Origin of the sequence: Maribacter sedimenticola (assembly GCF_900188415.1) — a bacterium.
GTDB lineage: Bacteria > Bacteroidota > Bacteroidia > Flavobacteriales > Flavobacteriaceae > Maribacter > Maribacter sedimenticola.
Genome location: NZ_FZNV01000001.1, coordinates 1,043,040 through 1,065,873, shown reverse-complemented (window position 1 = coordinate 1,065,873; position 22,834 = coordinate 1,043,040). Strand labels below are relative to the sequence as shown.

Annotated in this window: 12 protein-coding genes; 11 read left to right on the top strand and 1 reads right to left on the bottom strand. The window is 37.8% G+C overall.

What is annotated here, in order from left to right:
- Window positions 1-7: 7 nt before the first annotated feature.
- On the bottom strand, window positions 8-3,127 hold the full coding sequence (locus CHB68_RS04430; protein ID WP_089259615.1) for a SusC/RagA family TonB-linked outer membrane protein: 3,120 nt from the start codon (window positions 3,125-3,127) through the stop codon (window positions 8-10).
- 1,353 nt (window positions 3,128-4,480) lie between these two features.
- Between CHB68_RS04430 and CHB68_RS04425 the strand changes: the two genes are divergently transcribed.
- The 11 genes from CHB68_RS04425 (at window position 4,481) to CHB68_RS04375 (ending at window position 22,822) form a co-directional block, all read left to right on the top strand.
- Window positions 4,481-7,777 carry a SusC/RagA family TonB-linked outer membrane protein gene (locus CHB68_RS04425; protein ID WP_089259614.1) on the top strand — a complete coding sequence of 1,099 codons (3,297 nt, stop codon included), beginning with the start codon at window positions 4,481-4,483 and terminating at the stop codon, window positions 7,775-7,777.
- 24 nt (window positions 7,778-7,801) lie between these two features.
- Window positions 7,802-9,922, top strand: a complete 2,121-nt coding sequence (locus CHB68_RS04420; RefSeq protein WP_179213134.1) for a RagB/SusD family nutrient uptake outer membrane protein — start codon at window positions 7,802-7,804, stop codon at window positions 9,920-9,922.
- A 286-nt stretch (window positions 9,923-10,208) separates the two neighbouring features.
- Entirely contained in the window at window positions 10,209-11,129 is a 921-nt protein-coding gene (locus CHB68_RS04415; protein WP_089259783.1) for a pectinesterase family protein, read from the top strand.
- Window positions 11,130-11,139: 10 nt separating this feature from the next.
- Window positions 11,140-12,561: a glycoside hydrolase family 28 protein gene (locus CHB68_RS04410; RefSeq protein WP_089259612.1), complete on the top strand. Its 1,422-nt coding sequence runs from the start codon at window positions 11,140-11,142 to the stop codon at window positions 12,559-12,561.
- Window positions 12,562-12,597: 36 nt separating this feature from the next.
- Window positions 12,598-14,223 carry a glycoside hydrolase family 43 protein gene (locus tag CHB68_RS04405; protein ID WP_089259611.1) on the top strand — a complete coding sequence of 542 codons (1,626 nt, stop codon included), beginning with the start codon at window positions 12,598-12,600 and terminating at the stop codon, window positions 14,221-14,223.
- Window positions 14,224-14,260: 37 nt separating this feature from the next.
- Window positions 14,261-15,562, top strand: a complete 1,302-nt coding sequence (locus tag CHB68_RS04400) for a nucleoside hydrolase-like domain-containing protein (protein WP_218822480.1) — start codon at window positions 14,261-14,263, stop codon at window positions 15,560-15,562.
- A gap of 12 nt (window positions 15,563-15,574) precedes the next feature.
- Window positions 15,575-17,032: a nucleoside hydrolase-like domain-containing protein gene (locus CHB68_RS04395; protein WP_089259610.1), complete on the top strand. Its 1,458-nt coding sequence runs from the start codon at window positions 15,575-15,577 to the stop codon at window positions 17,030-17,032.
- Between the two features lie 37 nt (window positions 17,033-17,069).
- Window positions 17,070-18,557 (top strand): apiosidase-like domain-containing protein, encoded by a 1,488-nt coding sequence (locus CHB68_RS04390; RefSeq protein WP_089259609.1) that lies wholly within the window; start codon window positions 17,070-17,072, stop codon window positions 18,555-18,557.
- A gap of 14 nt (window positions 18,558-18,571) precedes the next feature.
- Window positions 18,572-20,044 (top strand): nucleoside hydrolase-like domain-containing protein, encoded by a 1,473-nt coding sequence (locus CHB68_RS04385; RefSeq protein WP_245838787.1) that lies wholly within the window; start codon window positions 18,572-18,574, stop codon window positions 20,042-20,044.
- 12 nt (window positions 20,045-20,056) lie between these two features.
- The gene (locus CHB68_RS04380; protein ID WP_179213133.1) at window positions 20,057-21,493 is read left to right on the top strand and encodes a pectate lyase family protein; all 1,437 of its coding nucleotides are present in this window, start codon (window positions 20,057-20,059) and stop codon (window positions 21,491-21,493) included.
- A 306-nt stretch (window positions 21,494-21,799) separates the two neighbouring features.
- Complete coding sequence (locus CHB68_RS04375; RefSeq protein WP_089259607.1) at window positions 21,800-22,822, top strand: LacI family DNA-binding transcriptional regulator; 1,023 nt, start codon at window positions 21,800-21,802, stop codon at window positions 22,820-22,822.
- The last annotated feature ends 12 nt before the right edge of the window (window positions 22,823-22,834 follow it).

The window sequence follows — 22,834 nt, the reverse complement described above, 5'->3', positions numbered from 1 at the left end:
TTTTATTTTATAGCTTTAAACTTAAACCTAATTGATATGTAATGGAGCTTGGTCTAGCTACATTCTGATCAGCATCTGCCCATTCTGGGTCCCATCCTTCAAAATCCTTATTGGCAAAGACAAATGGGTTTAATACGTTAGCGTAGATTCTAAATCCTTTGATGTTTAGATCGTCAAGAACTTTTTGCCCAAACGAATAGCCTAAAGAAATATTCTTGATTTTCACGAAAGAAGCATCTCTGTAAAATCCGAAATCCGTTCCCCAAAATTGACCTTGACCACGTGGTCTAGGAATTTCATTTGATACCTGTACTGGAAGTCCGGCACCGTTTTCCGGTACATAATAACTATCCCAGTCCAAGTGATTACGACCCCTATCATTAGGATCTCCAAAGCTATCATTAAGAAAATCACTTCTGACCAAAACACCTTGAAGCGCTATAGCAGAGACGGTAAAATCAAAATTACCTACCGTTAAATTTGAAGTAATACCACCGATCCAGTCTGGTTGGTTTGATCCAAGAACCACCCTATCGTCATCTGGATCAAAAACGCCATCATTATTAATGTCCTTAGGTCTAGCCTCACCTTCTTTCATACCGTAAGAAGCAGCCTCTGCAGCCTCACTGGCCTGCCAAACACCGTCAAACACATAATTATAGTGAGGCCTTAAAGCTTCACCTATAAAGAACCCATTTCCTGGATCATCTTGTTCACTTTGGCCATATACGGACTCAAGTGCATTCGTGTTCTTACTGAAGGTAAAATTAGTTTCCCAAGTTACTTTTTCCGTTTGTATATTTCTTGTAACCAAAGAAACCTCTACCCCTTTATTACTTAGAGATCCAACATTGTTGTTTATACTTCCTGCCCCAGTTTCAATTGGTAAATTTTGCTCTACAATTAAACCATCCGATAGCCTATCATACACATCTACACTACCAAACACCCTGTTTCTGAAAAAGCCGAAATCAAGTCCAAAGTTTAATTCTCTTGTTCGTTCCCATGTCAAGAACCTATTGGCCAATTCATCGGCAACAAAACCATTAGCTGCGGACCCGTTAAAATCATAATATGTCTGACTATCTACGGAGTTTAAGGTAGAGTATGGACTTACGTTATCATTACCCGTATACCCAATACTAGCCCTAAGCTTTAAATTATTTATAAAACTATCGTCGTTAAAAAAGTCTTCTTCTGTAATCTTCCAAGCCAAAGCTACCGAAGGGAAATTCTCCCATTTATTACCCTCAGATAATACGGAAGACCCATCCCATCTAATTGAGGCCGTTAATAAATACTTGTTCTTAAATGCATAATTTAAACGTCCGGCGTAGGACATTAAGGTGTTTTTTCTGTAAGCTGAACTCAAATTAAAAGTTGCCTGAGGTCCAGAACCTAAATTATACCATAAAGTTTCAAAGGGTTGTCCACTCGAGAATGCATAAGATTCTTCCGTTCTATTGCTGTAAAAACTTTGCAATCCTAAAAAGCCTATGGTGTGGTCCTCGTTAAAGGTCTTGTTTATGTTGAACTGATTATCCCATGTATAATTAAAATTTTCCAACTTGTCCAAGCTTGCCGTATTGGTACCGCCATTAGATTGACCAACATAGGATTCCGCTCCATACGCCTCGCCAATGCGTCTATTCAATAAACCTGCGGAGAATGTAGTTTTAAAGGATAACCAATCCAATGCTTTGTATTCCGCAAATAAATTGGCTAAGGTTCTCCATCTTCTTACCTGTTGTTTGGAATTGGCAATTTCAACCAATGGATTCAAGGTACTAGTTTTGTTGAATGCCCAATCACCATTTGGATATGTTAATTTACCAGGCTGAAAGAACAACTCACCTACCAATTGATTTCCATCTGCATCAATAGCCCAAGGAGAAGCCAACGGACTTAACCTTACAGCATCTCTAGCCGCTTGATCACTACCTAAATCGTTTACTTCATGTGATAGGGTCAAATTTGCTCCAATAGAGAATTTATCATTAATATTATGTGTTGCACCTGCCTTAAACGTGTATTTGTCCAATGCCTCATTTTGCAACAAACCTTCATCTGATTGTAGACCTATAGCTAGATTATACGCTAAACCATTATTTGCGCGTCCATTAACGGCAACATAATTATTTTGAATACTCCCATCTCGGTAAACGGCATCTGCCCAATCGAAATTAAATCCGGCATTAGCACGTTTAATTAATTCAGGACTATTATTACCAGCTAAGGCAAAATTATTTTCTGGTGTATCTCCTAAAGGATCGTTTTGGTTCAAGTAAGCTGTTTGATGATACGCCCACCATTCTTGACCATTCATAAAGTCTGGAAATCTAGCTCTGCGAACTACCCCATAGGAACTTTCAAAAGAAACCGAAACCCCACCTTTTGCGGTTGCACCACCTTTTGTAGTCACGATTACCACACCATTAGCACCTCTAGACCCATAAATAGCCGCTGAAGAAGCATCTTTTAATACATCTATACGTTCTATATCCTGTGGATTTAAAAAATCAATACCATCTGTGGGCACCCCATCTACAACAAACAAGGGTTGTGCATCCCCACTAAAGGAGTTGTTACCCCTTATATTGATATCAAAACCATCTCCAATACGACCCGTACTGTTGGTAATTACAACACCGGGTAAATTACCTTGAATTCCTTCCAAAGGGTTATTAACGTTTCTTTGTGTGATTTGCTCATTGGACACACTAGTGACAGATCCGGTCAAATCAGCTTTTTTTACAGATCCGTAACCAACAACGACCACTTCATCCAAAGCTTGCGCATCTTCTTCTAAAGTAACATTTAGCCGTGTACGGTTGTTAACGGCAACCTCTTTTGCAGCAAAACCAATATAACTAACAACCAATACTGCATTATCTGTTGTTAATGTGATGGAAAAATTTCCATCAAAGCCTGTGACCGTACCATTTGAGGTACCTTTTTCAACCACATTTACCCCCGGCAAAGGTTCGTCGGTTGCCGTATCGGTAACTATACCACTTACGGTAGTTCCTTGTTGGGAAAATGCATTATTACCCATTAAAAGGGTAAATAGCAATACTCCCGTAAAAAGCCGAAAATTGACTTTTACTTTTGTAATTTGTTGTTTCATAATAGTAATTAAGTGAGTGAATGATTAAGTTAATTTGTAATTGAGTTCATTTTTATTTCCTTTATATACATAGTTTAAAGTAAAAGCTCCCTAATTCAATGCGCTCCTTTAGGTGATGTCACCCGTCAATATTAAAAGCAAAATCAAGTAGGTAGCAAAAGTCCTCTTACCGGATAAAAATTTATTTCTCTCCAAAAACTGTTGTTAATTTTTACAGCATTCTTACAAGAAACCATTATCAAAGACATAGCATTTAATTTATGCTGGGATATACCTAGTTCATTGAAAAAGTTCATTCTCATAATGTCATAAAAAATTACATAAATAGTGTAATCGATTACGCAATTATAGCAAATAAAAAATACTTTAACAAAAATTTTATATAAAAAATTCAACTTTTAACAATAAAGCATCCATTAAATTATTTAGTTATCGATTTTAGTCACTTAATTTGATATATTCACAATTACATATAATAGCTTCTGTTAAAAGGGATTAAAACAAATTAGGAATAAGTATAATGACCATTTTTAATCAATTTTTAATTACAAAGTCCTGTAATACAATATATTCTTGGATATAAGAAGAAGTAAAACCAATATTAAAAATACAAACATAAAGTACTTCCATGCCTTTAAGTATTACTGCATTTTTTTATTAATATTTTCGTTTTAGTGTATATAAAATTTATTTCACCTTTAAATAAGCTAAAAATCGCTTAAAATATTTAAAATTAGTGCTATTTTTTAAACATTTACTTTATAAAATGTAATCGATTATATAGTCAGACTTAAAATAGATGTCTACTTAAATGAGTCAATAAAATTGATACCAATAAGAAACCGCAAGTAAGTGACCCTATCAAAATATCTTTTATGATAAAATCATTTTATTCATAATTAATTGCACTAAACATAAAAATAGAAGTATAATATTATACATACATTTACAAAATAGGATTATACTAAATTTAATGTAATCCCTAACAAATGTTCTTTATGCTACAGAACTAGTTTTATGTTAAATGTAAAGACCATTAACAAATCAATAAGTGTATTTATTACTTTTATTAAAAATTTATTAATTTTTATGAAAATTTTCTTTTTATTTGTAAAAGTAATGGGTGAATAATATTATTCTCTTTTAAGAATTTTATAAAATTCTTAAATCACATTAATTCTGTCATAGAGCATGGATTAAAACAATTTTATTGATTTAACAATCGGCAAGTAGTTATAATCATTAAGAAAAGTCAACCTCAATAAATTAATTAAACAACTATTTAAAAATCAATCTTAAGAACATTAAAAAGCGTAATCGATTACATTAACTATTAATCAAAAAGTACATTGTATGAAACACATTTTTAAAAATTCGCTGCTTTTACTTACCAGCATCTTTATGGGTATTACTTTATATGCTCAAGACAAGGTGGTTACAGGTACGGTTGCGGACGAATATGGCGTTCCTCTTGCAGGAGTATCGGTTGTAAAAAAGAATACTACGGCTGGAACATCAACAGATTTTGATGGTAATTATTCTATCTCAGCCCAAGTAGGTGAAACATTGGTATTCAGTTATCTTGGTTACAAGATGAAAGAAGTTAAAATAGGCCAGAGCTCCACCATTGACATAAATATGGAAGAAGATGCCGGTCTGCTGGATGAGGTAGTGGTAATAGGTTATGGCACCTCTGCCAGACGTGATCTTACGGGATCGGTGGCTTCCGTTTCAGGTGGTGAGGTTGCTGCGGTTCCGGTTCCTGATGTGGGTCAAGCACTACAGGGTAAACTTGCCGGTGTTAACATAACCACACAGGACGGTAGGCCCGGTGCGGACGTTAAAATCCGTGTACGTGGAGGGGGTTCCGTATCACAGAGCAACGATCCACTTTATATTGTGGACGGGTTTCAGGTAAACAACATTAGTAATATTCCTGGTAGCCAAATACAGAGTATTGATGTTCTAAAGGATGCTGCATCTACTGCCATTTATGGAGCAAGGGGTGCCAATGGGGTCATTATCGTAACCACCAAAAGCGGTAAAGCCGGACAAACAAAGGTTTCCTATGACGGTTACACGCAGTTCAGTAATATCCCTGAGTACATACCTGTAATGAACGGCTATGATTACATTGCCTATAACTGGGCTTATGCAGATGCTATAGGTTCCCAATATAGGGATGCATGGGAAAGGCTTTGGTCCATTGGAGATTTTGAGGGTAGTAATACGGCCGGTATTGACAATTATAGGAGTGTTCCCAGTAGGGATTTCACTAAAGAGCTTTATAATGGTGCATTCACACAAAACCACAGTGTAAATATTACTAGCGGTAATGAAAACACTAGATATTTATTATCCGCAAACCATATTGATCAAGAAGGAAACAAAGTACGCTCATTTTATAAGCGAACCAACTTACAGTTTAAGCTAGATCAAAAGTTAGGTGAAAAATTAAACCTCAACCTCAATACCAGGTTTGCACAGATAAACCAAGGTAATAATGAGGGTAACTCCACCGCATATTATTTTCGCCCATTGGATTCCGAATATATTTTAGGTGATTCGGATGTTACGAGTAACACGCAATTAGGGGATTATGATTATGTATTATCCGATACTTTTAATCCGGTATCGCAACTTTATGATACGGATAATAGCAATATAAACCGTGAATTGGTTGCCAACACTGCATTAACATGGAATGTGGTTAACGGACTTACCGCCAAATCAAGTTTAAGTGTTACTGCTACCTGGAACAAGAATAAAGAATGGACCGGGGCAATTGTCAATAATTATTTGGATGGCAATGACGAACCTATTTATGGAGGTGATGCCGAGGTAACGACTTCAGAAGCATGGAGGGTGATTTTCACCAATACCTTGAACTATGAATTTCAAGGTTTGGGAGATGACCATAGATTAAGCATATTGGGCGGTACTGAAATTATTGATGGGGGAGCAGAAAGTGTCACCATAAACGGTGAACGATATCCTTCTTCCTTTGATGCTGAACGTGCATGGGCAAATATGGATAGTTATCTTGTGGCAGAACAGCAATTTTATCGTCTACAATCCAATATAGCGGCGGCATCTAGATGGGAATCCTATTTTGGTCGGCTTAATTATGCCTTTAAGGACAAATACTTATTATCAGGTACTTTTAGGGCAGATGGGTCGTCCAAGTTTGCACCTAGCCAACGTTGGGGTTACTTTCCAGCAGGTGCCTTTGGATGGAGGTTATCGGAAGAATCGTTCTTGAACCAGACCAGCTGGATAGACGATTTAAAACTTCGTGTCTCTTACGGTACGGTAGGTAATGACAGAATTCCTAATAGTGCTTTTACCAATTTATATGAACTTAGCGGCAATAGCACCTACTCCATAAACGAAGTTTTACAACCGGCGTATGTACCGGCATCGGAAAGTCTTGGTAATCCTGAAATAACTTGGGAAACTACAATAACCAGAAACATTGGTCTTGATTTCACCGTTTTGGACAGCAAATTAAGTGGTACCATTGAGGTTTATCATAATTCAGTAAAGGATTTACTTTTATTGGATACATCTCTATCGGAGATCACAGGGTTTTCCAGTCAATATAGAAATGTAGGACAAACAAGCAATAAAGGTGTTGAAGTTTCCATGAACGCAGATTTGGTCACTACGGATAACTTTAATCTACAAGGTAATTTCAATATTAATTTCAATAGAAACAATGTAGATGAACTAGCGGATGGTATTAATCCATTCTACAGTTCTGAATGGGGAGGTGTAAGACTTTCGCCCAACGGAGACTATGTGCTAGAAGTTGATAGACCTGTGGGATTAATACGAGGATGGCAATATGACGGTTGGTATACAACCGATGATTTTAACTATGACCCCGCAACCGAAATTTACACATTGAAGGATGGGGTTGCGGACTATGCCAGTGGAATATTACCAAACATTTATGGTACGTTCAGTAATAAGCCGGGAGACCAAACTGCTTATCCTGGTGTACAAAAAGTAAAGGATATTAATGGGGATGGTCTCATAGATGATTTGGACCTAGGCGTAATAGGAAATACCAATCCTAAACATACGGGTGGTTTTGGATTGACAGGAAACTACAAAGCATTTGATTTTGGACTTAATTTCACATGGAGTTACGGTAATGATATTTACAATGCCACCCATGTTGAGGCCTACTTGGGTAATAAGGAAACCGGACTATTTAGAAATAGGTTTCAAGAATTGGCCGGTCATTATAAGATTTACGATATTATAGATGGCCAATTGACCAAAGTTGTGGATCCGGCCGCGCTAGATGCTTTAAATGCTAATGCTTCAACATTCTTACCTTACCCAGAAAGTGCCATCAATACATCCTTTGGTGTGGAAGATGGTTCCTACCTACGTTTGAATACGGCAACTTTAGGCTATTCAATACCAGAAAATACGTTAAGCAAAATAGGCCTAAAAAGATTGCGCTTATATGGCTCTATCTTTAATGTATTTACACTTACAGGCTACAGTGGATTTGACCCGGAAATTAACGCCAATGAATATGATGGCGGTAATAGGACCTATCCTACACCAGGACTGGATTTTAGATCATATCCAAGAGCACGTACTTATACATTTGGTATCAATGTTGAATTTTAATTATAAACAATGAAGTTTTATATTATGAAAAAATTATATTATTCAATGCTTGCCTTATTTGTACTGATCAATACGGCTTGCGAAAAGGATTTTTTGGAGACTCAATCTCCATCAGAATTGAACGAAGAATTTTTGTTCACAGCGCCCAATGAGGTTCAAAAGGCCATTGCCGGTCTGTATGACAAACAATATGACCTGGACAGACTTTTGCATTATGAAACGGAAGTCGTAGGGTCGGACTCTGAGCGTCATCCAGAAAATTATGCTTCCCAGGGCAGACATATTCCAGAAGGGTTGTTTGCTACGGAATTCAATATTAATGATGGTAATTCTGCTACTACATGGAAAGAATGTTACCAAGTAATTTCTCGTGCAAACATCATATTGGAAGGCATAGAAGGTAATGAACAATATCAGATAGATAGTAAAGGCGGTGAACCTACGGAATGGACCCAATTGTATGGTGAAGCTTTGGCTGCCAGGGCAACGGCCTTTAAGTTACTGGTACGCTATTATGGTGATGTTCCTTATTTTAATTATGCCATCCGTACCGCCGGACAGGCAGATTCTATCGGGCTTACCTCTAGGGATATCATTTATGATAACGAAATCGCTGCTTTGAAAAAAGCGGTTCCGCTTATGTATCGTTTAGGCGAAGCCGGTGTAGGCGCCGAACGCTATTCCGGGACATATGGAGATTATTTAATAGGAAGGTTAGCTTTTGATGCTGCAGGTTTTCAGACTAGAAGAACGGATTTTGACTATGGGAACGTAAACTTTGAACAGAAAGGAAAGGAAAATGCAACCTGGCAAGCAAAATATGTTCGTAGAAGCGATTGGCAAACCTATATGAACATTGCCAAAGAACATTACCTCAAAGTAGTGAACAACCCTGGTTCCGCACGATTAATAGAATCCGACGAAAGAGGTGAAGGTTTTGACAACCCATTTCAACGTAACTTTCAATATCTAATGGATCTGGAAGTAAGTCCAGAGTCTATATTTGAAGGCGGATATACAAGAGGTAAGAACTCAGATTTTCCTTATTCTTTTGGTCGTCCTTCGGGAGGTGGTGGTTCCAATGCCTATCCTCCTAAAAATTATGGGCAGGCACGTATTTATGCTAGTTTCTATTATGGTGATTTCATGCCCAATGATAAACGTAGGGATGTTACCGCTTGTGTAACCGCAAATTCTGGTGCTGCATCTGAACGTTTAATGAATTTTGAGCCGGGTAGTCGTGAAAAAGGCGGTTTGGCCATGAACAAATTGGACGAAGCACGCTTTAAAGATCCCTATACCTTGAGTCAAAGACAGTCGGGTTGTAATTGGCAAGTAGTAAGAATGGCAGACGTAATGCTAGATTTAGCATATGCGGCTGCAGCTACAGGAGATGAAGCAACGGCAAAAACTTACTTAACTAGGGTAAGAAGTAGGGCTTTTTCAAGTGAAGACCAAGCAAGCATGGTAACCAGTTATATTGCGGCCATGTCCGGTGATGACCTATTGGAAGGAATTGCGTTTGAACGTAAGTTAGAGTTGGCCGGTGAAGGAAAAACCCGCTGGGACATGACACTATACGGTACTATGCCAGATAGAATCAAGCAATTGCGTGACCGTCAAATTGCGATGGTAGAAGGACTAAAGAGCAACGGATACTATACCTTCCCAGAAACAGGAATGACCATATCAAATTACGTATGGACCAAATTCGTAAATATCAAGGAAGATATTGATCCGTCATTAAATTTATTGACCGCACAAACACCAGATGGTATAACGACCGCTGACCCAAGGTACCCCGTATTGGTACCGGGATGGAGAGGTACAAGTGACCTTTGGACAGATTATATTAGTACCTTAAGCAGTGATAAGGTTAACCTTGCCATAAGGGGTCTTTATGAATATATTGATCCAGACGGTCCAATAGCCGCTGCACTTGAAGCAGATGGTTACGAAAAATCTCCATGGGGCATTAATATGATTGAAAATGAAAGTCAATATACTTCTGATATTTTTAAGGGGTATCCAGATTCTTATTATGCGGCCGGTGAGCCACCACGTTATAATAGAGCTATACCATTTACTACGTTAGCTGCTTCTAAAGGGCTTATAACACAAGGATATGGTCATGCATCAGAATAAGCAATATATAACCAATACTATTGGTAACAAGTTAGTTGTTTGAGTTAGTTGTTGAATAAAAGGGCTTCTAAAATTACAGTCTAAAATTTTATGAACCTGGTCTATCTAGTCTTAAAATATAAATTGGAGATTTAGTTGCCCTTTTTATTGATTTAGAAATATGTGTATAAAATATGATTATTCAAAAATTGGTCAATATTATGCATGCCCAATTATTTTGGTCATATTTTTTATATGCACAGGTTTTAAATACCCAACCCGCAAACTAGCATCTGCAACAATAGCTATGAACCAAGTTTATGCTCAAACTTGTAACTATGATATTCTAGTCGATCAAAATGGCAATGGGGATTTTACCACAATACAAGAGGCAATAGACCACATACCACATTTCAGAAAAAATGAAACAGCCGTTTATATTAATAAAGGTATCTATAAGGAGAAATTAGTGTTACCAGTATCAAAGACCAACGTTACCTTCATTGGTGACAAAGATGGGGAAGTTAGAATTACATATAATGACCATGCCAAGACCCTTAACCGTTATGGAGAAGAAGTAGGTACAACGGGGTCAACTTCATTTTTTATTTTCGCAAACAATTTCAAGGCAAGAAACATCACTTTTGAAAATAATGCAGAAGCTATTGCTCAAGCAGTCGCTGTTAGAATTGATGGCGATAAAGTAATTTTTGAGAATTGTAGATTTATTGGTAACCAAGATACATTGTATCTCCATGGTAAAAATAGTAGGCAATATTTCAAGGACTGCTATATAGAAGGCACCGTAGATTTTATTTTCGGATGGTCCACGGCCTACTTTGAAAATTGCATAATTTTTTGCAAAAGCAAAGGGTATATTACCGCTGCATCCACAGAAAAAGACCAACCATATGGTTTTGTTTTTCAGAATTGCAAAATAACCGGCCATGCTGAGCAAAATACGGTTTACCTAGGTAGACCTTGGAGACCATTTGCAAAAACGGTATGGTTAAATTGTGAAATGGATGACCTAATAAAAACAGAAGGATGGCATAATTGGAACAAGCCAAAGGCAGAGGCCACTACTTTTTATGCTGAATTTAATACCACTGGTCCTGGAGCTTCTAAAACAAGGGCTAGTTGGGCAAAAGAACTACTGAAAAGCGATATCATAACATATTCAAAACAACATGTACTTAAAGGCCATGATAATTGGCTAATCAATTAAATGAACCCCTATGAAAAAAATGCGGATACTTTCAACAATTACAATTGCATTAATATGTAGTCTACTTTCTTTCTCATGTAAAGAACAACCCAAAACAACTGAAAAAGCAGACGTTTTTGCACAAGCAGATTCAATTATTAAAAATATTCAAATTCCACAATTTCCGGATAAAGAATTCAACATAATGGATTTTGGGGCACTTGCGGATGGTAAAACCGATAACACCCAAGCGTTTATAAAAGCTATAGCTGAATGCTCCAATTCTGGAGGCGGCAAGGTCATAGTACCGGCCGGTGCATTTCTTACTGGACCCATTCACTTAAAAAGTAATGTAAACCTTCATTTAAATGAAGGGGCTACCGTATTGTTCAGTACGGACCAAAAAGCATATTTACCCATGGTCCATACTTCTTATGAAGGTGTAGAACTAATGAATTATTCCCCATTGATATATGCCTATAAACAAAAGAATATTGCTATAACCGGTAAAGGTACATTTGACGGACAGGCAGACAATGAAAATTGGTGGCCATGGTGCGGCAATAGTAAATATGGCCATGTAGAAGGTACCCCTCAGCAACGTGATGACCATAACTTACCCGCATTACGTAAAATGAACGAAGAAGGTACGCCGGTAGCAGAAAGAATATTTGGTGAGGGCCATCAGTTACGCCCCACTTTTTTAGAACCTTTTGAATGTGAAAATGTTTTGATACAAGGAGTTACATTTACAAACGCACCTTTTTGGGTTATACACGCTATAAAATCTAATTCAGTAACTGTAAATGGTGTCACTGTTCGTAGCCACGGACCAAATAATGATGGTTGCGACCCGGAATATTCTAAAAATGTACATATCGTCAATTGCACCTTTGACACCGGTGACGATTGCATTGCCATTAAATCCGGAAGAAATAATGATGGGAGGCGCGTAAATATCCCCAGTGAAAATATTGTGGTTGAAAATTGTATTATGAAAGATGGCCATGGTGGTGTGGTAATGGGTAGCGAAATTTCTGCAGGCGTTAGAAATGTTTTCGTAAGAAATTGTAGCATGGACAGTCCTAATTTAGATAGGGCCATCCGTATAAAAACGAATACCCTACGCGGGGGTTTTGTAGAAAATGTCTTTGTAAGAAATATTAAGGTTGGGCAAGTAAAGGAAGCCGTGTTGCGCATTAATACCTATTACGGTATTTATGCCAATCAAGAAGGTGATTTTATTCCATCGATAAAAAATATTCATTTAGAAGATATTGAAGTTGAAAATGGTGGTGAATATGGGGTATTAATAAAAGGTAGGACAGAAAATCCTGTAAAGAACGTCACCTTTACCAATGTGCATATTAAAAATGCCAAGACACCACTTTCTGTTGAAAATTCAGAACCGGTACAGTTTACCAATAGTTCCATTAACGGTACGGCATACTAGTAAATATTTAGACCAACTTTTTGTAATTAGAATTAAATGAAATTTTTTAGCGCACTTATTATCACTGTTCTCACAACCTTTTGCTGTGCACAAAGCAATGAGCCTAAAATATCAAGTACTTGGGTAGCGGATAATGGAGATGGCACGTTTAAAAATCCTATACTGTATGCAGATTATTCAGACCCGGACATAATCCGCGTAGGAAACGATTATTTTATGACCGCATCAAGTTTTAATGCAGCTCCCGGCCTACCTATTCTGCATTCAAAAGACATGATTAATTGGGTGCTCGTCAATCATGCATTGCCAATGCAAGTACCCGTTGAAACCTTTAAGATACCCCAACATGGAAAAGGGGTCTGGGCTCCAAGTATTCGTTACCATAATGAAGAAATTTATATCTATTGGGGCGACCCGGATTTTGGTATTTACATGGTTAAAACTAAAGATCCTTTTGGAGAATGGGATAAGCCAGTGCTGGTAATGGAAGGTAAAGGTCTTATTGATCCCTCTCCCCTATGGGACGATGATGGTAATGCATATTTGGTACATGCTTATGCAGGAAGTAGAACCGGAGTAAAAAGTTTACTCTCCGTGAACAAAATGAATGTAGAAGGTACCAAAGTCCTGGACCAAGGAATTCATGTTTTTGATGGTCATGAAAACCATAAAACTGTTGAAGGCTCAAAATTCTATAAACGAAATGGCTATTACTATATATTCGCTCCTGCTGGTGGGGTCTCCACAGGGTGGCAGCTCATACTCCGTTCCAAGAATATTTATGGACCTTATGAAGAAAAAGTTGTATTGGAACAAGGTTCTACCACTATAAATGGCCCTCATCAAGGTGCGTGGGTAGAAACACAAACTGGAGAATCATGGTTCTATCACTTTCAAGATGTAGATGCCTATGGACGTATAGTTCACCTACAGCCAATGCAATGGAAAAATGATTGGCCTGTAATGGGTAAGGATTTGGATAAGAATGGTATAGGCGAACCAATCGCTACCTATAAAAAACCGGATGTTGGTAGTGTACATCCTATCATTACACCGCAAGAAACCGATATGTTCACAAATTTTGGAATAGGATTGCAATGGCAATGGAATGCAAATCCAGAAGTGGTATGGCATGCAAAATTACCCGGTAATGATTTTTTAAGGTTGTTTGCTATAAAACCTCCCGATGCTCCTAATCTTTGGATGGTTCCCAATTTATTATTACAAAAATTCCCTGCGCCTACGTTTGAAGCCAGTACTAAAATTACATTGGTTCCGGAAGAAGCCGAACAAGGAAAATCTGCCGGATTGATTATCATGGGTATGGACTATGCTACGTTGAGTATTGAACATGATAGTAACGGGTATTTTCTAACACAAAACGTGGCCTTGAAGGCAGAAGAAGGAACACCGGAACAATTGCAAGAAAAAGTAAGTCTTAAATCCAATTCAGTTTATCTAAAAGTGAATATTGAAGGGCCAGATGCAATGTGTCAATTTAGTTTTTCTGAAAATGGAAAAAAATATACCAAGATTGGCAAACCTTTTAAGGCGCAACCCGGCAAATGGATGGGTGCCAAAATAGGGTTGTTCTGTATAAGTACCCAAGAAGCTAAACGTGGCGGCTATGCTGATATTGATTGGTTTAAAATATCAAACTAAATGCACATAAATTTCTAACTATAATAAAACTTAAAATATGCAACAAAAGTCCAACATGTTATACCATTTAAAAATTTGGATGGCTACCCTGTTCGTTGCATCATTTTACAATTGTACATCGGCAACAGAACAAGAGGTAAAGCCTAGGATCATTATCAGTTCTGATATTGGTGGTACAGATCCAGATGATTTTCAATCTGCCATTCATTTATTCATGTATGCAGACCGTTTTAATATTGAAGGACTTATTTCTTCTCCTTACGGAAATGGAAGGACAAGTGATTTTTTGGATATGATTGCCCTTTATGAAAAGGATTATGATAAGTTAAAAGTCAAGTCTGACGGCTTTCCTTTACCGGATGAATTAAGGAACGTTGTAAAACAAGGAGCTATAGATGCGGCACCATATAAAGGCTATTCCAATCCTACCGAAGGCTCTAATTGGCTTATAAAAAGTGCTAAAAAGAAAAGTGAACAACCATTATGGGTGCTGATTTGGGGAGGTCTAGAGGATTTGGCACAGGCCCTTCATGACGCCCCTGAAATTAAAGAAAAAATAAAAGTATACTGGATCGGCGGACCCAATAAAAAATGGAGTGTAAATGCGTATGCCTATATAGCGGAACATCACCCAGACTTATGGATGATTGAAGCCAATGCTACATACAGAGGCTGGTTTATGGACGAAGATTCGTCAGAAGAATTGAAAGGTGATGTCTATTATGATAATTTTATAAAAGGTAATGGCGCTATGGGTAACGCCTTTAAAAATTATTACAATGGTGAAATAAAAATGGGAGATACCCCTTCCCTAGCCTATCTAATGCACGGAGATCCCAATGATCCAACCAGTGAAAGTTGGGGCGGCAGATTTTCTCCTATTGAACATAGCTCAAGAACTATTTTTGAAGGTAATAGTACAATCAATGATACCGTAACAGCCTATGCCGTTTTAGAATATCGATTTAAAGGCCCGTTATCCGTAGTATCAAAAAACGCTACTGCCTTCGAATTTACGGCAAACAACCAAACGTGGCCAGGTTATTATATAGATGACTATACGTATGGCGTACGATATTCTCCAAAAAAACCGGAAAAAGGCAATTATTCATCACGAAGCGATACCCCAGAATTAAATGACCAAAAAGGTGCCTATATAAGCACGACTCCTTGGCCTGGGAAATTAGCTAAAGACGACTACAAACTTGGCTCAAATTGGTACAGCGATATTAAAGACACTAACTATTTTATTAAGGACCAACAGGGTGCTAAAACAGTTTCAAAACATAGAAAGGAATTTTTGGAAGATTGGGCGGAAAGATGGTCATGGCTAAAATAAATTCAATTAATTATGAATAAAAAAATAATCATAACCGGTATACTCTTTTTAGGGATATTTACGATTAGTAGGGCACAATCAGAAGAGGTAAAACCTAGAATTATTGTTACCTCAGATGGTGAGATAGATGATGAATGCTCAATGGTTCGTTTTTTATTATATGCCAATGAATGGGATATTGAAGGAATAATAACTTCTAGTTCACAGTATCATTGGCATGGACATAGATGGGCAGGTGATGATTGGATAGACCCTTTTTTAGATGCCTATGAGAAAATTCACCCTAATTTAATACTACATGATAAAGCGTACCCTACTGCGGATTATTTAAAATCTATCAATTTTTTAGGAAATGTAGAAGACGAGGGCGAAATGGAAAGCATTACCCCTGGCTCACAACATATCGTAAAAGTATTATTAGATGAAACGGATAATAATCCCATCTGGCTACAAGCATGGGGCGGCACAAATACTATTGCAAGGGCTTTAAAAAGCATTGAGGAAGAACATCCAGATAAAATGGAGCAAGTTGCTAAAAAAATAAGATTCTATTTTATTTGGGAACAAGACAATACGTATCAAAAATATATTCTACCACATTGGGGAAAATATAACATTCCAACAATTATTTCTGACCAATTTATGGCAGTTGCATACTTCTGGGATAAGATTATGCCAAAGGTTAAATTAAAATTTTTCAACTCAGAATGGATGACTACCAATATACTAGAAAATCATGGCCCACTTTGTTCATTATACGAAGCAGTAAAAAGTACCGATGATAAAGAAGGGTTTAGTGCTGGAGACCCAAAGACTAAAGGTTCTTTTAGGTCTGAAGGCGATTCGCCTGCTTTTTTTCATATGATTCCTACAGGCTTAAGGTCATTAGAATCTCCTGGGTATGGGGGTTGGGGCGGTAGGTATGTAAACGTTCGGAATAATACGTGGCTAGATCCGGTTCCAGAACCCAACTATAGCTATCCTGAAGGAAGATGGTTTACCCAAACGGCCTGGGGTCGCAGTTATATGCGGAATACCTATCCAGAAAACCAAACCTTAATGGAACAATATTTTAAGCCCATTACCCGCTGGGCAGATGCATTACAAAATGATTTTGCGGCCCGTGCAGATTGGTGTATTGAATCCTATGAAAATGCAAATCATCCGCCAGTAGTTAAACTTAACAGTAAATTGGATATTACCTCAACACCTGGGGCTACTATCGAATTTGACGCTAAGGATAGTTATGACCCAGATGGTAATGCACTTACATTTTCGTGGTGGAATTATAGTGAAGCTGGCACCTACACCGGCACAATAAATTTTTCACCTACCAACACAAGTAAATTGAGTTTACAAGTTCCAGCAGATGCCAAATCAGGGGACACTATTCATATTATCTGTGAAGTAAATGATAACGGGAGCCCAAAACTAACAAGATATCAGCGTGTAATAATTACTGTTCAATGATGAAGTAAAATGAATCATCAACTAAAAAGGCACACTTATGAAACAGTTAACATTTAAACTTGTGGCAATGGTTTTCCTTGTAGGGTTACCATTAGCAAACAAGGCTCAAACCCCTTGGCAAGACCATGGTAAATTGAACGTATCAGAAAACAAACATTTTATAACACACGATGATGGTACGCCTTTTTTATGGTTGGGAGATACCGGTTGGGGTATGATTCAACAATTGACCCGTGAAGAAATAGACACTTATTTGGATAATCGAAAAGCGCTAGGTTTTACAGTAATACAAACCGTAGCATTTTGGTTTCCACATGGTGGAGGAATGAAAATGGGACCACATAATGCAGCCAATACCTATGGCTTTAGACCTTTTGCAGGTGCGGCAGATGATCCAAACACCTCAGAGCCCTTGATAGTAAAAGGCGGAAGCAGTACCGCACCCAATGATTATTGGGACCATATGGATTATGCCGTTGAGGCTGTTAAAAAAAGAGGAATGTATTTGGCACTATTACCTTGTTGGGGCAGAGCATATATTACACCACAAATGGGAGGAAATCAGCAAGAGTTCAATGAAGAGGAAGCAAGAATTTATGGTGCTTTTTTAGGAAAACGCTATAAAGATAAACCCAACATCATTTGGGTATTGGGCGGTGATGCAAAGGCACAGCTAAATGGTTATGATAAGAATGTAAAGCAACAATCATGGGATAAGCGTGCTATTTTTAGGGCTATGGCAGAAGGGCTTGCCCAGGGTAAAACAGGACAAAAGCCAAAATGGAATGAAAAGCATGACGTGTGGAACGATATATTTATAACCTTTCACCCAGATGGGGATGCCCCTGATAATTCATCGAACTGGTTTCATAAAGATGAATGGCTCACGGCAAATGGTGTAGAGGTATGGAAAGAAATTGACCAAGTATTCCCTACCATGTTACGAGACTATGAACTAAAAGAACCCACAAAACCCAGTCTTTTTTTGGAAGGTTCCTATGAATATGGTTCCTATAGAAATGAATGTGGCTGGTCTACCCCTCTTCGTGTACGCAGACAATTTTATTATACCTTTTTTGCTGGCGGTGCAGGCCACACTTACGGTGCAGGCCCCATATGGTCTATGCGCGGAAATGAAGGAGATTACAATTGTGGGTATACTTGGCAACAGGCATTAGATTTTCCTGCAGCTAAACAACTTACCGCTATCAATAAACAATTTCTTATAGAGCATAACTGGCAAAATTGGGTACCTAATGGCAACATAATTTCTGGAGTTGGCCAAGGGGAAAGTTTAAAAACAGCCGTAACCACCACTACGAACAATATGGCCTTGGTTTACTTTTCCAATAACTCGGGTTGTGAGATCAGTAATATATTACCCAAAAATGCAACGGCCTATTGGTTTTATCCAAGAAATGGGGAAAGGGAACCTGTAAAGAATTTTAATGCGTCTGAATCCAGAAATATGCTGCCACCGAGTGGATGGGAAGATGCCATTTTAGTGCTTAGAACAGACAATTGATTTAAAACAAAATAATGGATCCACTAGTATGTAGAAAAGAAATGAGAACGAGGATATTTTTGAGGTCAAAATTAAAGGTGATTCTTTATACTGTAATGTATTTAATAACTGCATGCTGTTCATATGCCCAAGAAAAAACCAGAATTGTAGTTCTCACGGATATTGGTGGCGATCCAGATGATCAAATGTCTTTAGTCCGTTTTTTAACATACGCCAATCATTTTGATGTAGAAGGTATTATAGCTACCCCTTTCGGAGGAAATAATTCCATTGAAAAAAAATATATAGATAATATTGTACGTGCTTATGGCAAGGTCAGAGATAATTTAGAGTTACATGAACCAGGATTTCCTACAGAAAATAAACTCATATCATCTATTTCTGAAGGTATTGCATTAAAGGGCATGGATGGTGTAGGAAAAGGAAAAGATTCCCAAGGTTCTGAATTGCTCATAAATGCAGTTGACAAAGAAGATGATCGGCCATTGTGGGTTACGGTTTGGGGTGGACCAAATGTATTGGCACAAGCTCTTTGGAAAGTACGTGATACCAGGTCAAAACAAGAATTACTAAAATTTGTCTCCAAACTTCGTGTATATGCAATTTCAGATCAAGATAATAGTGGTCCATGGATAAGAAAAGAATTTCCAGAGCTGTTCTATATTGTTACTCCCGGTATTAATGCTGGAGGCGGTTTCCACCACGCTACTTGGATAGCAATTGGGGGGGATAAATTTCATGGAAGATTTGATGGAGCCGATTTTTCACTAATTACCAATGAGTGGTTAGAAAAAAATATAAGAGAAAAAGGACCATTAGGGGCTATGTACCCTAATTGGAAGTACATGATGGAAGGTGATTCACCATCTTTCCTTCATTTAATAAATAATGGGCTGAATACTCCAGAGCGTCCAGATTGGGGTGGCTGGGGTGGTCGGTATGAACTATATGTACCTAAAACTGAAAAATGGTTCATAGAACCGGAAACAAGAGCTATTTGGACAAATGTTCAAGATGAAGTCTTTGGTTTTGATGGAGAATGGCATACCACAAACCACGCAACCATATGGCGATGGCGAAATGCCTATCAGAATGACTTCTCTGCCCGGATGGACTGGACTATAAAATCATACGACGAAGCAAATCACCCACCGATTATAACATTAGATCATCCGGAATATATTAATGCTAAGCCAGGAGAAATAGTAAAATTAAGCGCTACTAGTTCTATTGATCCAGATGGTGATTCCCTTTCTTATGAATGGTTTTGTTATGAAGAAGCTGGAACGCGTGCCATGTCAAATTCAAGCACTGGTATCAAGCATGATATTAATGACCATGATCAACCAAAAGCATGGCTGAAAATAAAAAAAAGTCGGGTAATGCCACCAGGAACTGGAACTATGCATATCATCCTTGCCGTTACGGACCATGGCACTCCAAGACTTACAAGGTATAAGCGGGTAATTATTAATGTAGAAAAGTAAACAACCATTATTATGAGAATAAAGAGATATTTAATTCTTTCAGGAATCTTGTTTTTTGTAACATACTCTTGGGGGCAACAATTGGCTTTCCCTTCTGCGGAAGGTTATGGAAAATATACTGTTGGTGGTCGTGGTGGGGCTGTACTGGAAGTAACCAATTTAAAAGATTCCGGTGAAGGTAGTTTACGCGCGGCCATTGAAACGGAAGGACCCAGAACGGTAGTATTCAAGATTTCAGGAACCATTAAATTAGAGAGCAACCTCCGTATTAAAAACCCGTTTATAACCATAGCTGGGCAAACTGCGCCAGGTGATGGTATAACCCTGCGCGGATATCCATTACTTATTGATGCAGATGAGGTCATTATTAGATATTTAAGGGTAAGGTTAGGTGATGAATCTGGTGACGATACCGATGCCATAACCAGTAGATACACCAAAAATTTAATCTTAGATCATGTTTCCGCAAGTTGGAGTGTTGATGAAACCATGTCTATTTATCATGGTGAAAATGTTACGGTACAATGGTGTATCGTTTCTGAAAGTTTATATATGTCCAACCATAAAAAGGGTAGCGATCATGGTTATGGTGGCATTTGGGGTTCAAACTACAGTACCTATCACCATAATTTAATTGCAAGTCATTCCAGTAGAAATCCACGGTTTGCTTCTGGTGCAAAAAATGTGGATTACCGAAACAATGTGGTCTACAATTGGGGCTATAAAGGCACATATGGCGGTGAAGTCGTTCAATTAAAAAATGAAGAACGATTTGGATTTACCAACATAAATATGGTCGCCAATTATTACAAACCAGGACCCGCTACGGTGGCAGGCTATGTTAGGAAACAACTAGCAAACCCTTGGTCCCGTAACGGAGAAGATGATTATGGCAATTGGTACATTGCCAATAATGTTATGGTAGGTAGTAAAGAAGTTACTGCGGACAATTGGAAAGGTGTATTTCCATCCCTTACGGCAATTAAGAATGTGCAAGCATATAAAGAAATCAATTTAAATGCTATACCAAGTTTAAAACTAGATGAACCGTGGCCGGCAATGCCGATTAAGGAAGAAACTGCAGAAATGGCCTATGAGAATGTTTTAAAAAATGCGGGAGCTATTCTACCTAAACGGGACATAATAGACCTACGTATAATCAATGAAACAAAAAGTGGTACGGCTACATTTGAAGGAACCAGCTATAAAAAACAACATAAGGTAATGGACCCCTCAAAAAAAACGGGAATTATAGATAGCCAAACCGAAGTTGGCGGTTGGCCTTTATTAAAAAGTTTACCTGCACCAAAGGATAATGATCATGATGGTATAGCAGATTCATGGGAACTGGACAATGGATTAGATCCTGCAAATGCCTTAGATAGAAATTTGGTCAATACAGAAGGTTATACCATGTTAGAAGTCTATTTAAACAGTATAACGAACTAAAAACGAGGACTAGACGAGCCTTAAAAATTTAATTTCTTATTTTAACCTATGTATTTTCAATTTATAAATAATGCAATAACAATGGCTTATTATTTAAGGAAATGAATACACGTTATTGTTTTATAGATATAATACAAAACTTTTGCAAACAATATAAGTAACCACCATAAACCTGATTCAATACTTGATATTTAAATATCTTAGCGAAATAAAATGCCCTTTCAATAGTATCCATAAATACATGGCTATACTTTTGAACCATAATTTTTATATCAAATTTGGATTATTTATCCATCCCTGAAAAGAATGACCAAGAAAACCACTATTTACGATATTGCCAAGAAGCTAAATATCACTGCTGCCACTGTATCCAGGGCCTTAAACAATAACCCTAGAATCAGTAAGAACACAAGGGAGTTAGTGCTTGCAACGGCGGCCAAAATGAACTATAAGCAAAATCGTCTGGCATTGGCACTTAAAAGTGGAAAGAGTAAAAATGTGGGTGTGGTTGTCCCTTACATTAACAGAAACTTCTTTTCATCGGTCATAAGGGGAATTGAAGATGAGCTCTACCCAAAAGGTTACCATGTCATTATTTCACAGACACATGAAGACCAGGGACGTGAACTTAAAATACTCCAGAACCTATTGAATGCACAGGTAGACGGTATATTGCTTTCTACATCATACACCAGTCAAGAAAAGGAAAAATTGGACACGGTTTTAAAGAAATCAACACCATTTATTTTCTTTGACCGTAAACCAGATATACCGGATATTAGTTCGGTAACCATTGACGATTATCAAGGTGGTTATGATGCCACCAAACATCTTATAGACCAAGGATGTACCAAAATCGCCCATCTTCATGTAAGCAATGGCTTGGAATTATATAAAAATCGTTTACAAGGATATAAGAATGCCATTTTGGATAGTGGCCTGGAATTTAAACCAGAATATGTAATACCCTTGAAAAGTGATATTGAAGCGGGAATGGAAGCGGCCAAGGCCTTAATGAAATTGCCTGAACCTCCAGACGCTATCTTCTCATCCACGGATAACGGATTATTGGGTGCGGTTAAATATTTACAGGATCTATCAATTAAAATTCCTGAAGATTTCTGCGTGGTTGGTTTTAGTAATGAACCTTTTACTCAATTCATGAACCCATCCATTAGTTCCGTCGATCAGTCTCCGGTTGAAATGGGTAGAATGGCAGCAAAAGTATTTTTGGAACAAATGGATAACGATCAGTCCATCAAAATCCACAAAAAAGTGGTGCTTCCCATAAAATTGGTGGTTAGAAAATCTTCTAGTAGAAAAAGTTGAAGCTATGATATA

What these genes read in the sequence shown, in the direction of transcription:
- CHB68_RS04430 (WP_089259615.1), bottom strand. Translation starts at nt 3,127, where the DNA reads ATGAAACAACAAATTACAAAAGTAAAAGTCAATTTTCGGCTTTTTACG.
- CHB68_RS04425 (WP_089259614.1), top strand. Translation starts at nt 4,481, where the DNA reads ATGAAACACATTTTTAAAAATTCGCTGCTTTTACTTACCAGCATCTTT.
- CHB68_RS04420 (WP_179213134.1), top strand. Translation starts at nt 7,802, where the DNA reads ATGAAAAAATTATATTATTCAATGCTTGCCTTATTTGTACTGATCAAT.
- CHB68_RS04415 (WP_089259783.1), top strand. Translation starts at nt 10,209, where the DNA reads ATGAACCAAGTTTATGCTCAAACTTGTAACTATGATATTCTAGTCGAT.
- CHB68_RS04410 (WP_089259612.1), top strand. Translation starts at nt 11,140, where the DNA reads ATGAAAAAAATGCGGATACTTTCAACAATTACAATTGCATTAATATGT.
- CHB68_RS04405 (WP_089259611.1), top strand. Translation starts at nt 12,598, where the DNA reads ATGAAATTTTTTAGCGCACTTATTATCACTGTTCTCACAACCTTTTGC.
- CHB68_RS04400 (WP_218822480.1), top strand. Translation starts at nt 14,261, where the DNA reads ATGCAACAAAAGTCCAACATGTTATACCATTTAAAAATTTGGATGGCT.
- CHB68_RS04395 (WP_089259610.1), top strand. Translation starts at nt 15,575, where the DNA reads ATGAATAAAAAAATAATCATAACCGGTATACTCTTTTTAGGGATATTT.
- CHB68_RS04390 (WP_089259609.1), top strand. Translation starts at nt 17,070, where the DNA reads ATGAAACAGTTAACATTTAAACTTGTGGCAATGGTTTTCCTTGTAGGG.
- CHB68_RS04385 (WP_245838787.1), top strand. Translation starts at nt 18,572, where the DNA reads ATGGATCCACTAGTATGTAGAAAAGAAATGAGAACGAGGATATTTTTG.
- CHB68_RS04380 (WP_179213133.1), top strand. Translation starts at nt 20,057, where the DNA reads ATGAGAATAAAGAGATATTTAATTCTTTCAGGAATCTTGTTTTTTGTA.
- CHB68_RS04375 (WP_089259607.1), top strand. Translation starts at nt 21,800, where the DNA reads ATGACCAAGAAAACCACTATTTACGATATTGCCAAGAAGCTAAATATC.